General features: G+C 51.0%; 12 protein-coding genes and 4 pseudogenes. 10 read left to right on the forward strand and 6 right to left on the reverse strand.

Annotation, left to right across the window (positions count from 1 at the left end):
- Nucleotides 1-108 precede the first annotated feature (108 nt).
- A complete protein-coding gene (locus ACSOSI_RS13120) occupies nucleotides 109-426 on the forward strand; it encodes a cupin domain-containing protein (RefSeq protein WP_476705572.1) in 318 nt (105 codons plus the stop codon).
- Between the two features lie 299 nt (nucleotides 427-725).
- Nucleotides 726-1,115: a nuclear transport factor 2 family protein gene (locus ACSOSI_RS13125; RefSeq protein WP_261278471.1), complete on the forward strand. Its 390-nt coding sequence runs from the start codon at nucleotides 726-728 to the stop codon at nucleotides 1,113-1,115.
- A gap of 248 nt (nucleotides 1,116-1,363) precedes the next feature.
- Here the strand turns inward: ACSOSI_RS13125 and ACSOSI_RS13130 are convergent.
- Nucleotides 1,364-1,642 (reverse strand): annotated as a pseudogene (locus tag ACSOSI_RS13130) (NUDIX hydrolase); the annotation flags it as partial.
- Between the two features lie 118 nt (nucleotides 1,643-1,760).
- Between ACSOSI_RS13130 and ACSOSI_RS13135 the strand changes: the two are divergent.
- Nucleotides 1,761-2,468, forward strand: coding sequence for an NAD(P)/FAD-dependent oxidoreductase (locus ACSOSI_RS13135; protein WP_476705573.1), 708 nt, complete (start codon nucleotides 1,761-1,763; stop codon nucleotides 2,466-2,468).
- Nucleotides 2,469-2,520: 52 nt separating this feature from the next.
- Here the strand turns inward: ACSOSI_RS13135 and dsdX are convergent, their stop codons facing one another.
- Nucleotides 2,521-3,858, reverse strand: a complete 1,338-nt coding sequence (gene dsdX / locus ACSOSI_RS13140) for a D-serine transporter DsdX (RefSeq protein WP_115184657.1) — start codon at nucleotides 3,856-3,858, stop codon at nucleotides 2,521-2,523.
- Nucleotides 3,859-4,064: 206 nt separating this feature from the next.
- On the opposite strand from dsdX, the gene dsdC reads away from it, so the two are divergent.
- The 3 genes from dsdC (at nucleotide 4,065) to ACSOSI_RS13155 (ending at nucleotide 8,064) form a co-directional block, all read left to right on the forward strand.
- Nucleotides 4,065-5,000, forward strand: a complete 936-nt coding sequence (gene dsdC / locus ACSOSI_RS13145) for a DNA-binding transcriptional regulator DsdC (RefSeq protein WP_476705574.1) — start codon at nucleotides 4,065-4,067, stop codon at nucleotides 4,998-5,000.
- A gap of 364 nt (nucleotides 5,001-5,364) precedes the next feature.
- On the forward strand, nucleotides 5,365-5,763 hold the full coding sequence (locus ACSOSI_RS13150) for a DUF2946 domain-containing protein (protein ID WP_476705575.1): 399 nt from the start codon (nucleotides 5,365-5,367) through the stop codon (nucleotides 5,761-5,763).
- Nucleotides 5,764-6,006: 243 nt separating this feature from the next.
- Entirely contained in the window at nucleotides 6,007-8,064 is a 2,058-nt protein-coding gene (locus ACSOSI_RS13155) for a TonB-dependent copper receptor (RefSeq protein WP_476705576.1), read from the forward strand.
- 75 nt (nucleotides 8,065-8,139) lie between these two features.
- Here the strand turns inward: ACSOSI_RS13155 and ACSOSI_RS13160 are convergent, their stop codons facing one another.
- Complete coding sequence (locus ACSOSI_RS13160) at nucleotides 8,140-9,027, reverse strand: LysR family transcriptional regulator (RefSeq protein WP_476705577.1); 888 nt, start codon at nucleotides 9,025-9,027, stop codon at nucleotides 8,140-8,142.
- 231 nt (nucleotides 9,028-9,258) lie between these two features.
- On the opposite strand from ACSOSI_RS13160, the pseudogene ACSOSI_RS13165 reads away from it, so the two are divergent.
- The 4 genes and pseudogenes from ACSOSI_RS13165 to tehA all read left to right on the forward strand — a co-directional run bounded on the left by ACSOSI_RS13165 (nucleotide 9,259) and on the right by tehA (nucleotide 11,970).
- Nucleotides 9,259-10,448: pseudogene (locus ACSOSI_RS13165) on the forward strand (MFS transporter).
- 10 nt (nucleotides 10,449-10,458) lie between these two features.
- The gene (locus ACSOSI_RS13170; RefSeq protein ID WP_476707299.1) at nucleotides 10,459-10,701 is read left to right on the forward strand and encodes a hypothetical protein; all 243 of its coding nucleotides are present in this window, start codon (nucleotides 10,459-10,461) and stop codon (nucleotides 10,699-10,701) included.
- Nucleotides 10,640-10,840: pseudogene (locus tag ACSOSI_RS13175) on the forward strand (alpha/beta hydrolase); the annotation flags it as partial. The gene ACSOSI_RS13170 and the pseudogene ACSOSI_RS13175, both read left to right, overlap by 62 nt.
- A 146-nt stretch (nucleotides 10,841-10,986) precedes the next feature.
- On the forward strand, nucleotides 10,987-11,970 hold the full coding sequence (gene tehA / locus ACSOSI_RS13180; protein ID WP_476705578.1) for a dicarboxylate transporter/tellurite-resistance protein TehA: 984 nt from the start codon (nucleotides 10,987-10,989) through the stop codon (nucleotides 11,968-11,970).
- Between the two features lie 3 nt (nucleotides 11,971-11,973).
- On the opposite strand, the pseudogene ACSOSI_RS13185 reads toward tehA, so the two are convergent.
- From ACSOSI_RS13185 to ACSOSI_RS13195, 3 genes and pseudogenes are all read right to left on the reverse strand, one after another.
- Nucleotides 11,974-12,172, reverse strand: a pseudogene (locus ACSOSI_RS13185) (LysR family transcriptional regulator); the annotation flags it as partial.
- An 81-nt stretch (nucleotides 12,173-12,253) separates the two neighbouring features.
- Entirely contained in the window at nucleotides 12,254-13,495 is a 1,242-nt protein-coding gene (locus ACSOSI_RS13190) for a conjugal transfer protein TraF (RefSeq protein WP_261140875.1), read from the reverse strand.
- A 126-nt stretch (nucleotides 13,496-13,621) separates the two neighbouring features.
- Nucleotides 13,622-14,278, reverse strand: coding sequence for a helix-turn-helix transcriptional regulator (locus ACSOSI_RS13195; RefSeq protein ID WP_112349851.1), 657 nt, complete (start codon nucleotides 14,276-14,278; stop codon nucleotides 13,622-13,624).
- Nucleotides 14,279-14,528: the final 250 nt, after the last annotated feature.

A 14,528-nucleotide genomic window follows, 5' to 3' on the forward strand; every position in this document is an offset into this window, starting at 1 on the left:
AGTTTTTGCGTATGAGGCATACGTCCTATATATTTATTAACAGGCCCATAGGCCGTTAGGGAATTGTGATACTTGATCCAACTAATCACCGATTACTAGGAAGCTATCATGCATAAAAGAACACTGGCGACACTGCACTACGAGAAAATGCCTTACGATGGAGTGTATTACCACATCTTGAAACGTGAGGCGCAGGGGCACACGGCGCTGTTGAAACTTGATGCTGGCAGCCACCAGTCAGCCAGAATGCATCCGGGCTGGGTCAAACTGATGGTCCTGTCGGGTGAGCTGAAAATTGGCGAGCAGACTCTACAGGCTCATGAGATGTTGATGATCCCGGCTAAAACCGCCTACACGGTGGATGCCATCACTGAAGTATTCTGCCTTGCCATCTCTGAACTGGACGGAGTGGAACTGGCCCGCTAGCGCTCAACAGATAAGTCAGGTTGGCGTCTATATTGGCTTATCTGGTGGAATTCCCCGTTACTGAGCGGGGAGTTCTGATTCAAAATCCCTTCTGCCTTTTTCGTGACACCGTAACAATTTAGTCGTTACATTACCCTCAATTTGGTGCAACCGGAAGCGGTACGTGCAGCCTTGCATAAGGTGATTCCGTTCCTGAAAACACAGCTCGGCTGACACGGCGCATTTTGACGAAATCTGCAGGGGGATTAGTGCCAATTGTTTTCAGATTTCACGTAGCGCGATCAAAAAAGGAGGGTATTTTGACCGATTCGACACAACTTTTGGCATTAATCCAATCCCTGGAAGTTAAGCTGCATCAGCCGGTAACGAGAAACAACGTCGCTGTGGTCAGCGAGTTGCTGCATGACGACTTTGAAGAGATTGGGCGTTCAGGTCATTACTATGATAAACAGCAAACCCTGGCGGCACTTCAAATCGAAAGTGGTCAGACACCAATTTTTTCCGAAGGGTTTAAGCTGGCCATTATTACCGAAGGTGCGGTGTTGCTGACGTACCGTAGTTTTCAACAGGGTGACGATGGTGGCGTTACTCGATGTACATTGCGATCGTCGATCTGGTTGTTATCTGCAAATGACAATGGCGGTCAATGGCAGATGCGTTTTCATCAGGGCACGCCGACCAATTGTTGACACAGGTGATGTTGAGCCGCAAACCAACTATCACCAATGAACAGACAAGAACCGACAAAGAGAAAGGCGAGGTGAGTTATGGACAGGATAGACAGCCCGGTGCGTAGCCATAAATGCAATTTAACATAATATACATTATGCGCACCAAGGTAACTGTACGTAGAATCTGAGCTTCTGGCTTTTATCATGGCCTTATCAAGATATCTCTAAATTGGTTGGTCGCCAGCCCACCGGATGAATTTCCACGGCTAAATCGACTCGAGTATCTCAGCTATGTTTTCTGGATAGACAATCTCATCCGTTGTTCTTAACTCTTCGATACTCCACCAGTGATGCTCGCTGATGACACGCTTTTCTTCACCGCTCCAACGGTCAGTGTTGATCTCGCGATGTCTCACTCGCACAACGTAAAACTTTTCCTGAGCTTCAACCATCTCGCCATTCGGCAACATCATCTCAAAGTTTCTTTGCGCCACACACTGGCCAACTTCTTCGCACACAATGCCCGTTTCTTCCTGTAGCTCTCTAACAGCCGCTTGCTTATAGGACTCACCTTGTTCAACACCGCCGCCTGGTGTTGCCCAATATGAAAGTCAGCCCAATGAAAACCTGCTTCAACAACCCGAGATATCCAGGCTTGAACCCGTGTTTAACAACCCGCCATGGCGTGCATATTATGCGGTTTATGATGGTGCTGTCGACCCCATCGATGCCACGCACGCCCTGCTGGAAAAGGCTTGTAACTTGGGCGCTACACTGAAAATTCAAACGCCGGTCATCGGTTTTCTCCAAAATGGCAACCATGTTACCGGCATCCAAACCCCGGAGGGCGTATTAAATGCGGATGCGGTTATCCTGGCCTGCGGAACAGGTATAACTCCCCTACTTGCTACCATTGGGATCCCGTTGCCGATCCTGGCGTCACCGGCAATTCTGTTACGGTTCGGCACCGAAAAGCATTTAATTAACACCCTGATTTCAGGTCATGATGTAGAAGCCCTGCATGCCCGTAACGGTGATATTTTGGCTGCGGAAGACTTTCCGCTATCGGGCAATACCGATAATGTCGCCGCTGAGACCCTGGCAGCGATGAAATCAGGATTGAACGGCGCAGCTTCGCTGCACTTACTGAGCCAATCGGTGGGACAGCGCCCAGTGCCGGAAGATGGATGTCCGGTCATCGGATTTGTCGGCGAGAGGCCTGGAGTTTATGTTGCCGTCATGCATCCGGCGGTTACCTGTGCGGCTACCCTGGGCAGAATGGTCAGTGAAGAGCTGATCAGCGGTAATAACCCGGGAATACCTGCAATTTATCGTCCTCGCCGCATCATTTCTGCCCCAAAACAACCTTAATAACGGCAATCGTCGCAGGACAACACCTGGCGACGATTACCGATGAAGATACTCAAATAATGTATGAAAGCAGGAAGGTCATGCCCAGCGCCAATACCGAAGCGATAAAGGTGGCCGTAGTGTAATACTTGAAGGTTTCATTCAGCGTCGCTCCACAATATTGCTTCACCAACCAGAACAGTGAATCCGTCACTATGGTGCAGCCAATTGCACCAGAACCGATGGCAATGGTCACGATCTCCGGGCTGACATTGGGATAAAGCGACAACATCGGTGCGACTATCGCCGTAGCGCCCATCATGGCTACGGTGGCGGAACCCACGGCAGCATGCAGAATAAGCGCGACCAACCAGGCTAACAAGATAGGATGCATATGCAGGTTTGACAGCATCAGCGCCAGGGTATCGGCCAGGCCACTGGTCTTCAAAATACTGTTAAATGCTCCGCCGGCCCCGATGATCAACAAGATATTGGCAATGGAGGAGAAACCGGACTCAGTATGGCTCAACAGCGCGCTCATCCCCATGTGACGACGTATCCCCAGAACGTAATAAGCCACAAATACAGCAATAAACATGGCAATGATCGGGTTACCGATAAACTCCATAGCGGCAAACAAGCGCCCTTCTTTATTCAGATTCAGCTCAGCGACCGTTTTGACCAGCATCAGCACTATGGGCAGCAAAACCGTAAACAGCGTTGCTCCCAGTGATGGCAGTGAATGTTCTTCTCGCACGGCCAAGTTGGAGAACTCAGGCGGTACCGCTTTAAACGGCAAGCGTTTACCCAGCAATTTCAGGAACAGTGGACCACCGACCAGTGACGCCGTCAGCCCGACGAACAGGCCATAAACAATCACTGTGCCCACATCGGCTCCCAGCTTGTTGGTAACAAATAACGCTGCGGGATGAGGGGGAACTACACAATGCACAGCCATCAATGCGGTACACAAAGGAATAGCCAGCTTGAGTAATGAAGTCCCGGTTTTTCTGGCGATGGAGAAAGCCAATGGGATCAACAGAACTACGCCCACTTCAACAAACAGCGTGATACCGCAAACCAAGCCGACCAGCACCATAATCACGTCGACAGACAACCAGCGGCAGCGTTGCAACGCAATACCAATGCGCTCTGCCGCGCCGGAGACCTCCATCATTTTACCCAGAATGGTCCCCAGCCCAATGATCGCTGCCAAAAATCCTAGCGTACTGCCGATACCGTTTTCTATGGCATTGACCATATCAATCGGGCCCATCCCCATCATGCTGCCGACAAAGAAGCTTGCTAACAGTAACGCCAAAAAAGGGTGAAACTTAAACTTCACGATGGTCAAAATGATGATCGCGATACTGGCGATCAGCGTGCCGGCAACCCAAACTTGCGAATCCATAGCCCATACCCCCGTCATAAACTGACTGTCATTGGACAGGAAAACGACGATCGGTGACAAACGATAAAAATCCGCTCTCACATGAGTGAAACAGAATCAAACGAGTGACTTACGCCAAAAAATGGTGCAGTTTAGCGACATGGGTCAACTTTACTCACCAAGCTGGTGTGTAAATCGCAGATATTTTTAAATTTTCTGGGGAGATTATGACGGTAAATCTAACGGGGCCACATCGCTCACTGAATGGCTGGCAGTTATCGCGGTTATTTACCTTTGAAGTGGCTGCGCGGCATGAGTCTTTCGCCATGGCGGCCGATGAGCTTTCTGTCAGCCCCAGCGCCGTCAGCCATAATATTAACCAGCTTGAAGCCAATCTGGGTATCCAGCTGTTTGTCCGCTCTCACCGTAAGGTGGAACTCACAACCGAAGGCAAACGGGTTTTTTGGGCGCTAAAATCTTCACTTGGCACCCTGAACCAGGAGATTCTGGATATCAAGAATCAGGCGCTATCAGGTTCATTAACGATATACTCCCGCCCCTCCATTGCTCAGTGCTGGATCGTGCCGGCGTTGGCGGATTTCTCCCGCCGATACCCCGCCATTAATCTGACCATTCTGACCGGCAACGAATATGTGAACTTCCAACGCGCCGGCATTGATCTGGCGGTTTACTTTGACGCCACCCCGTCATCGCAGCTTCATTATCAATACCTGATGGATGAAGCGATCATCCCGGTATGCAGCCCGGAGTACGCTAGTCAATTTGAGCTGGCCAACTTTCCCGGCAACCTCTCCCACTGCACCCTGCTCCACGATCGACAAGCCTGGAGCTATGATTCCGGTACCGATGAGTGGCACAGTTGGGCTCAGCATTTCGGTGTCAATCTGGATACCTCTCCGGGTATAGGTTTTGATCGTTCCGATTTGGCCGTTACGGCAGCCATCAATCATGTTGGCGTGGCTATGGGCCGCAAACGGTTGATCCACAAACGGCTTAACTCCGGTGAACTGGTGGCGCCATTCCCGAAAATGGAGCTGAAATGTGACCAGCACTACTATGTATCGACACTTTCTGACCGCCAGTGGCCGAAGATTGACGCCTTCATTGCTTGGTTAAAAACCCTGGGGGAACAACCGGCGTAAGCATAAATCTCTCACGGAAATGCGGATGTGGGCAGGTAATATCACTTAATCGTCTTTGTTGTCGAGGATGATATTTTCGACAGGAATACGGTGTTCGAGATATAACCACTTCTTTACTGCCGGTATTATTTTCCGTCAGAACCAAGATATATCCCAATGGTTAAATTGGTTGAGAATGTGAGACAAACGGCAATTCACTTTATCAATAGGCTAACCCCGGATAAAATGTTTTAACATTTGCCAGATAAAACAGTACAATTCCGTCCGTTAATTTCGCACTATTTTTAGGATATATGTGTCGTTAATTAGGACTGCCACATCGCGAAGCCGTCTCCCCGCCTGTCTGGGGATTTTTGCGATCCTGATGTTGTTCATTGCCCCGGTGATCTCCCGATCGCTGGAGCATGCGCGCGTCGGGCAGTCTGAAACCGCCAGTATGGCAGACTGCGGTATGGATATGTCGGCGCATATGCATCATCCGCCACCCTCAGCACCGAGCGGTAAGGCCAGCATGCCTGGTATGCCAATGGGCATGCAGACCGGCAGCCACAATATGGCGATGATGATGGATGACAGCGCCTGCGGTTACTGTGTGCTGCTGATCCATGTGCCGCTATTGGATCTGGCCTATTCGCCGTTGTTCTGGTCTGGTTCGTTGCTGTCCCGTGCTCCACCAGCGCATTATATCTTCCCGTTATTCGCCCATCTGACCTACTCCGAGTCACAACCTCGCGCACCACCAGCATCACTTCCTCTGATTTAAAAGTTAATAGACTGCAGCCAAATTATTCCTGTTGAGATAATTCAATCAGGAGGTTGACGCACGCCTGTCAGATTTACTGCTGCAGATCATTATTTATCGCAACTCGACTGGCGTTATTAATCCGTCATGGTGAGGACGACCCTCTATTTACGGCGGCATGATGCTCCGGGCATCACTGCGTCTAAATAATAACCGGTCGTGATGTGAAAATACGTTTAGCGTCAAAATTTGCATTAAGGAACGATGATGTTCGGTAAAACCAAGAATTATAAAAAACACCCTCTGTCACTGCATATTACTGCGGCGATGCCTTTGTTTGCTCTGGTAGCCTTTAACGGCCATGCCGCAGAACAGCATCAGCATGATGTTGCCGTCAAAACCAACGACGGTGACGTCATTACCGTGACTGCGCCACTCTATTCACCGATGACCATAGTGACGTCCCCTAAAACACCGCGTCAGCCGGTGCCGGCCAGCGATGGTTCTGATTATCTGAAAACCATTCCAGGCTTCTCGCAAATCCGTAACGGCGGCACCAATGGCGATCCGGTGTTTCGCGGCATGTTTGGCTCACGACTGAAAATTCTGACCGACGGCGGCGAAATGTTGGGTGCCTGTCCGGCAAGGATGGACGCCCCTACTTCCTATATCTCGCCGGAAAGCTATGACCTGCTGACCATCACCAAAGGCCCGCAGACGGTGCTCTGGGGGCCAGGTTCCTCAGCGGGAACGGTACGTTTCGAACGTGAGCGTCCGCGCTTTGAACAGCCCGGCATCAAGGGCAATGCCAGCGTATTGGCCGGTTCTAACGGTCGCTGGGATGAAAATATCGACGCCAGTCTGGGGGGCGAACAAGGCTATTTACGCCTGATGGGCAACAAATCGCGCTCCAACGACTATCAGGATGGCAATGGCGACCGCGTACCATCACGCTGGGATAAATGGAATGGTGATTTGGCACTGGGCTGGACGCCAGACAGCGATACTCTGTTGGAAGTGACCATGGGCCGGGGTAATGGTGAGGCACGTTATGCCGGGCGCAGCATGGACGGTTCACAGTTCAAGCGTGAAAGTCTGGGCATGCGGTTTGAAAAATCCAACATTGGTGAGGTGCTGGATAAACTTGAAGCTCAGGTTTATTACAACTACGCCAACCATATTATGGATAACGTCACCCTTCGCTCCCCCGGTCAGGGTGGCATGGCGATGGGACATATGGGCATGGGTCATATGAATATGGGGATGACGATGCAACTGGATCGCCGCACCGTCGGCGGGCGCGTCATGGGTACCTGGCTATGGCAAGATTTCAAGTTGGAAAGCGGTATGGATACGCAAACCAACACTCACCGCAATAGACAGGGTGACGGCTGGCAGAAAGATGCGCAATTTCATAACTACGGTGCTTTTGGCGAGCTGACCTGGACCGCGACCGAACAAAGCAAAGTGATCAGCGGTGCACGCCTCGATCGCAGCCTGGTGGATAACTATCAATCGGCTAATGAGCGTGAACGTTCCGATACCCTGCCTAGCGGTTTTACGCGCATTGAGCATACGCTTGCCGGCATGCCGCTGATGGTTTATGCCGGGATTGGCTATACCGAACGTTTCCCTGACTACTGGGAACTGTTCTCCCCGACTTTGGGGCCGAACGGCAGTAAAAGCCCGTTTGATAGCGTGAAAAGTGAAAAGACCACGCAAATCGATATCGGCGCTCAATACACCGATAAACGCTTTAACAGCTGGGTGTCCGCGTACCTGGGTCATGTGAATGACTTTATCCTGTTCAAATACGATCCCCAACATGCTCGTATCAGTCAGGCCGATAACGTGAACGCCACGATTATGGGCGGTGAAATGGGCATGGGTTACCAACTTGCCGAGCACTGGAAAACCGATGCCAGCCTGGCCTATGCCTGGGGTAAAAACACCACTGACCACCAGCCACTGCCACAAATACCGCCGCTGGAAGCACGCTTAGGTTTAACCTACGAACGTGGCGACTGGAGCAGCACCGGCCTTTGGCGACTGGTCAGTAGCCAGCACCGTGTGGCGATCAATCAGGGTAACGTGGTGGGTAAAGACTTTGCCGACAGTCCGGGCTTTGGCGTGCTTTCCGCCAATGTGGCCTACAAGGTCACTCCGCAGGTCAAACTCAGCACCGGCCTGGATAACATCTTCAACAAAACCTACAGCGAGCATCTCAATCTGGCTGGCAACAGCACCTTCGGTTATTCATCGAATACTTCGGTAAATGAGCCAGGGCGCACCCTCTGGGCCAAGGTCAACGTCACCTTCTAACTAAACCGAGCCGGGTGGTGATTATCATCGCCCGGCAAAGATTTTTGCCCAAGTGACTTGGGCGGGTCTGCATTTTCACCCTACCCGAAGCGCTTCAACAACCAATGAGAACGCTGGGGAAGGCTGTTTACGACTGGGATAATACAAGTAGTAGCCAGGAAACGGCTTACACCATGGCTCCAGTACGCGAATCAGACGCCCGTCTTCAATATGCTTTCCAAATTCTTCTTCTGGCAAAAATGCAATCCCCAGCCCTGCAAGCGCGGCATCAACAATATGTACAGAAGTATTGAAAATGAGTTGTCCGCTGACGCGCACATTAAGATCCCCACCATCCTGATCAAAATCCCAGACATACAGCCCGCCAGACCTGACCATTCGCTGATTTATGCACAGGTGTTGCGTCAATTCGTGGGGGGTATTGGGGATCGGGTAACGTGAAAAGTAGTCCGGTGCTGCCACTGCAGCCATGCGTAATTTGGGGCCAATCGGAACGGCTATCATGTCTTTATCAATGGTGTCACCCAGCCGAACGCCCGCATCAAAACGGTCTGTCACAATGTCGCGGAAACCATGATTAGCGTCGAATTCGATATTTATATCCGGGTACTCTCGCAACAGGGGCGCCAGCTTTGGCAACAGCGTGCTGTGTAAAACGTCTGGCCCGCAGGTGATGCGGACCCTACCCGCCGGCTTATCGCGCAGCTCCGTCAGCATATCCAGCTCGGCTTCAATCTCATCGATACGATTGCCTATAGCCAGTAACAATCGTTCTCCAGCGGAAGTCGGTGACACACTACGGGTGGTACGCGTTAGCAGGCGAATTTGCATCCGTTCTTCAAGTGCGGAAATCGCCTGGCTCAGAGCCGGTTGAGTGACGCCCAACTGTGCCGCCGCGCGGGTAAAGCTGCTTTCACGTGCGACCGTAACAAAATAAAGCAGGTCATTCAGGTTGCGTTTCATCTGGTCTAGCCACCCTATTAATAAGCATTGGTTATAAAGTCATTAAGTATTCATTAGCTAGTTATTTTGCACCCTGCATGTAAAATTTTCAGCAAGAGTTTCTTAAGCGATGGCGGATAAACGCCGTTGCTATTTCATCTTTCATTCACCTTTTCTGACGTTATTCCTGCCAATAGCGTACGGCCCCGACTTGCCTAAACACAGGCGGGGATTATTCGGAGTCAGCAGTTTATGCCCAGATCGTCGAGTGACACACCACTTCACAATGAGCGCGCGTACTGGAGCGGCGTATTCGCCATGACATTGTGCGTCTTCACCTTAATTGCTTCGGAATTTATAGCCTACTGACACCAATATCCGCGGACCTGGCCGTGAGTGAGGGACTGGTTGGTCAGGGGATCGCTATTTCCGGACTTTTTGCCGTATTGACGAGTCTCTCCATTTCTACGCTGGCTGGGGCTGCGAATCGCAAAATCTTGCTGTTGGGTATGACGGCTTTGATGGCGCTTTCCGGAGCCATCATAGCGTTAGCGCCCAGCTATTTTATTTACATGGCTGGCCGAGCCCTGATTGGAATTGCTATTGGTGGCTTCTGGTCACTATCGGCTGCCACGGCTATTCGCCTGGTTCCGCAACATCGGGTACCTCGCGCACTGGCTATTTTTAATGGGGGCAACGCGCTGGCCACTGTTATAGCCGCTCCATTGGGGAGTTATCTGGGTTCTGTCATCGGCTGGCGTGGCGCATTCTTTTGCATTGTGCCGGTCGCGGTAATTGCTTTTATTTGGCAGTTGTTCAGCTTGCCGGCCATGACTACGGATAAAGACGCCAAGCGTAGCGGCACTGTATTTCGCCTTTTTGCCAATCCGTTGGTGACCCTTGGCCTTGCCGCCTGTGGATTGTTCTTTATGGGCCAGTTTTCTTTGTTTACCTATTTGCGTCCGTTTCTTGAAACGGTAACACGGGTGGATATCACCACGCTGTCGCTCATTTTGCTGACCATCGGGGTTGCGGGCTTTATCGGTACTTTGCTGATTGGCATTTTCTTGAAATCCACCTTCTATCTGACGTTGATCGCCATCCCATTGCTGATGGCTGCCATAGCCGGAGCGCTGATCGCTTTTGGCCACAGCGTCTGGATTGTCACACTGCTGCTGGGTTTATGGGGGTTGTTCGCTACGGCTGCTCCGACCGGTTGGTGGACCTGGATCGCCAGAACATTGCCTGATGATGCAGAAGCCGGCGGTGGGTTGATGGTTGCCATAGTGCAACTGTCAATCGCACTGGGATCCACCCTCGGTGGTTTCGCATTTGACCATAGCGGTTATCAAAGCACTTTCACCATCAGCATCGTTTTATTAGTGATCGCGGCTGCCCTGACTTTATGGACGTCACGTAAAGATCTCTACCAAACCAATTGAGGATTATTCAGTGAGAACATTAACCATGTTATTGGGGCTGTTAATCAGCTCGTTTGCTGCCACAGGAGCCGATATGTCTAACGGAGCAGATAACTTTTACCAAAGCAATAAAGTCACCCAACAAAAGGTGACCTTTAAAAACCAGTACCAGATGAATGTGGTCGGCAACCTGTTTATGCCGAAAGGAATGGAGCATCTCGCCACGCCCGATGCTGTTCATCACCGGCAGTCAGGCGCATTCGAAAGAATTTAGCGAAGATGCTTACCAAGGTGCCGGACAACCGAAAGAGTTGTACATCGTCCCAGGCGCAGGCCATGTCGATCTGTACGACCGTACCGACCTGATCCCTTTTGCCAAGCTGACGTCGTTCTTTAAAACCAACCTGAAATAACCTTTTATGCCGCATCCTCAGGGATGTGGCTAATTTTGCCCCCTGGCAAAGCCCCTTTTGAGCCTGTTCTCACTCCCTAAGTATTATTGCTTCCCCACCCCAAACTCGCTAAGATCGCTTAAAATATATTTTAAAAAATAAACAAAATGAATAAGCCTATTTTAAACGATGCACCGCGTTTCCTCGATTTGCCTGCCGGCTACTTTGGTATGGTATTGGGTATCATTGGCTCGGGTTTTGGTTGGCGTTATGCCGCCACTATCCTGCCCGTCTCCTCAATGATTGGTGAGGCGCTGATCATCATCGCCATCGGCATTTGGTTTTTTCTGGCCTGCGCATTTTTATACCGCCTACTGTGTTTTCCCCACAGCGTGAAAGCAGAAATAGAGCATCCACTGATGAGCAGTTTTGTCAGTTTGCTCCCGGCCACCACCATCCTGGTCGCCATTGGTGTGGTGCCCTGGTGGCGTTCACTGGCCGTTGCGATATTCACCCTGGGGGCCGTGGCACAACTGAGCTATGCCGCCTGGCAAAGTGCCGGTTTGTGGCGCGGGGCTCATCCTGCTGAAGCCACCACGCCCGGGCTCTATTTACCAACGGTCGCCAACAACTTTATCAGCTGCATGGCCTGCGGTGCATTAGGTTATCAGGATCTGGGCCTGCTGTTTCTGGGGGCGGGGATCCTTTCCTGGCTGAGTCTGGAGCCGTCCATTTTGCAGCGGTTGCGTAGCCAGGGCGAAATGCCAACACCGGTTCGTCTTTCCCTCGGGATCCAGTTGGCCCCGGCTCTGGTGGCCTGCAGCGCCTGGCTGGCGATTAATGGGGGGGAAGCGGACGTACTGGCCAAAATGCTTTTCGGCTACGGCCTGCTGCAACTGTTGTTTATCGTGCGTCTGCTTCCCTGGTGTCTGAAAGGTCCCTTCAATGTCTCGTTCTGGAGCTTCTCATTCGGACTTTCTGCCCTGGCGACCACCGCGCTGCATCTGGGGCATGCAAGCCAGGAGGGAATATTGTCTGCGCTTGCATTACCTCTTTTTGTCTTCAGCAACGTGCTGATTGGCCTGCTGTTTGTGCGTACGCTGATGTTGTTGCTTCAAGGTAAATTACTGAAATACAGCAGGCATCCCTGAACTTCAGCCAACCGAGGCAACAATATGCTCACGTAGCCATTGATGTGCCGGATCACGATGGGAACGCTCATGCCACAACATGGTCAGGCACTTGAAGCGGCGGTTCAACCACCTGCAGCGCATTGTTGTTGCGTACCAACCGCGATGGCAACATCGCCACCAGATCTGAATTTGCCAGCACCGACATCACAAACAGAAAATGTGTTGCCCCAAAACGGATAGGGTTTAGTGCGCATATCGAATAATTAACAGGCGTGCGCCATTATTCATGGCGCACGCCGTATCAGAAGGTCAAGTTCATCTGGGCAACCGCGCCCCAGGTGCGATCGTTGCCTTTCATACCGGCCAGATCCAGATGCAGATTGGCAAACGGTGAAATCCCCAAACCGGCGGTAAACACGTCGGTGTCGTTAGACTTCATATCAGCACGGTAACCGGCTCGAAGCTGCAACCAGCTTAGCAGGCGATACTCGGCACCCACGCCGGCGTACTGACTATCTTCCTGCGACTTGAAGCGCTTGGTTGGGGTTACGTCCACATCCAGCGCCGCCGTCAGGCGTTCGGTATGAAAAGCGACACCGGGCGTCACGACCGGGCCGATCTGATAGCTGTCTTTGTAGCCACGCACTTGTTTGGTCTCAATATCGCGCGAGATCAGGTTTTGCGCACTCAGGCCCAGCGTCCAGTGGTCACCGATATCCGTTGCCGCACCTGCATCAATGTTAAAGCCAGTGTCGGTGTTTTTATAACGTCCGTTGGTGAAATCCGACTTTTTGAACCTGAAAACAGAGGCGCTGTAGTTATACAGATAGGTCTTCTGCAGCTTTGGCGTGATACCAAACGAAACCGGATGTCCGGCGATGTTAAACTCATGCGCCACGGCAACGCCGTAATCGTAAACTATTGCGCCGCGCCCCAGAACGGTGGATGTCGCCTTTTTACGGTCTCCGGGCTGTGGGATCACGGTACCGTCTGCCACGCCCTGAAGATAATCGATATCGTTCTGAGTGACATTGGCCGTGACATGCGCCGTGCCATAAGCCTTGGTCACAAACGCAAATGCCAGCGTTTGATCGGGAATAGTGACCGCAAAAGCCGCACCGGCGGTGCCGGACGCCTGATTGCCTTTAATACCGCGCAGCTGGTTGGCTAAATCGCCTGCGGCTGCCTGAATTTTTGGGTAATCCGCAAAGCTGGACAGCTGTTTGGCCATCTGCTTGTAGCGATTGGCACTGTCGTGCAGATCGTTAACCTTATCAATCAGCTGGTTTTTGTCATTCTCCTGCAAGCCCGCAGCGGGGAAAATAATGCTGACCCCATCAGCGGGTTTGGCTTTGGTCATCAGCGCCGGGTTGGCCAGCACGGCAGTGCCGTAAGTCGACGATGCAACGCCGGTTCCCCCCATAGCATCATTACGCGCATCGTAATAGTTGCCGGCGGCTATGGCGCTGAAGGGAGCGAAGAACAAGATAGGAAAAACTGCAGGACGGGTAAAACTGTTCACATGACGGATTAATTTTGCCATTTTCCTAGAACCTATCGAAACAAAGAGGGAAAAAGCTCTGGTGAGAGCGGGAAGTTTTCTGCTGCCTGAAAAGTTGGCACAAAGGCAGCAATACATTGCTGTGAAGTGAAGCGTCACCCGTGGCTGTTAGTGCCCACTAACTAGTTGCTGGGAATTAATGTACAAACGCAGTTTTTCTTGTACCGCGACGAGATCGCGGGTGCTTCTCAGCCCCAGTTTTTTCATCGCCGTTCGCTTTTGAGAACTGATGGTTTTGATGCTGCGATTCAGCGACGTTGATATCTGCGTCAACGTTTTCCCCAAGAGCAAATTGGTCAAGATATTCTTCTCTGAGAAGGTTAACAGGCTGTACTCAGGGGCGCTGGACACCACTTTGCTCATGCGACGGATATGACTGCTGATAAAAGAGTCCAGCAGCATAGAGCGCTCTATATCCTGCGATAACTCACACAACTTTCCCTGCTTGTGCACAATCGAGTTGATCAATCCTGAGCTCTTTAACTTATGAAGATAAAAAGGATTAAACTCAGACAGCATGATGATTTTCTTGATCTGGCCTCTTGCCTTGAACCTGTGCAGAAAATCGAAACAAGAATCAACATCGCTGAACAAGTCATGGGAGCCTATAATTACCGCGTCAATATTTGCCTTTTCGACGATCTGCTTCATTTCTTCCAGGACTTCATTGCAATACACAATCCGCATGGAGGCATCATAACTCAATAATAACTCTCTTAATCCCAACCATGTATAATGGCATTTTTCGAATACCAGAATTGTCATGCATTCTTCCTTTATACGGCGTGTTTTTCATACGATAAAATTAAAACCAAACCTGCCAATCCCTGCAATCTCACCCTGCCCGCCCAGGCGGGTAAATCCCATTAGGTCATACAGATATAAATCACCGGATAACTATATTCCAATTCTCTTACGCGAAAAACAGAAGTTCCTATATGGAAATAAAATGACAGCAATAAAAACTTACACAACACATCAACAATGAATGAGAAAACTCTCAATAAAATAGATA

The organism is Serratia sp. AR11 (assembly GCF_056376275.1).